The sequence below is a fragment of the Streptomyces sp. SID13726 genome (assembly GCF_010548375.1).
Classification (GTDB): domain Bacteria; phylum Actinomycetota; class Actinomycetes; order Streptomycetales; family Streptomycetaceae; genus Streptomyces.
In genome coordinates, this window is sequence record NZ_JAAGLY010000221.1 from 1 (window position 1) to 554 (window position 554).

Annotated in this window: 1 pseudogene; it reads right to left on the reverse strand. The window is 71.3% G+C overall.

Annotated elements, in window-relative coordinates:
- Window positions 1-291: 291 nt before the first annotated feature.
- Window positions 292-554, reverse strand: a pseudogene (locus tag G3I78_RS51510) (prolipoprotein diacylglyceryl transferase); the annotation flags it as partial.

Here is a 554-nt window from a genome sequence, read left to right on the forward strand (position 1 = left end):
ACGATGTCGCGTCCGGGCGTGCCGCGGAGCGTCGCCACGAAGGCGACGCCGCACGCGTCGTGCTCGGCGGCGGGCTCGTACAGACCGGATGCCGTGGGAGGGGCGGACAGGGCGGGTGCCCGGTGCGCGTCCCGATACTGCGGCGTGGTCATCAACACCGTCCTCACAGGTGCCCGACCGAGACGGCCGGGCTGGTTCCAGCTGGGGGGGTTCGGGACGTCGTCGGCCCTGTGGACATGACAGAACCCACCGGGCGGTCGCCCGGCGGATTCGCCGTTGAATGACGGAGGCTCAGCGACCGGGGTCTGGTCGCGCGGCATCTGCCTGCTCGGACTCCTCCGAGTCGTCGGAGTCCTCGGTCGTGGAGGGGTCCTCGTCGTCGGTCGACTCCTCGACCGGCTCCTCGGACCCCGTGGTGGGCGCCTCGTCCGGAGCGTCGAGGGACACCGTCTCCTCGCGCCCGGGGTGGCGACGCCCGACAACGATAAACGCAATCAGCGCACCGACACCGACCAGGATCGAGGTCCAGACGTTCAGCCGGAGGCCGAGGACGA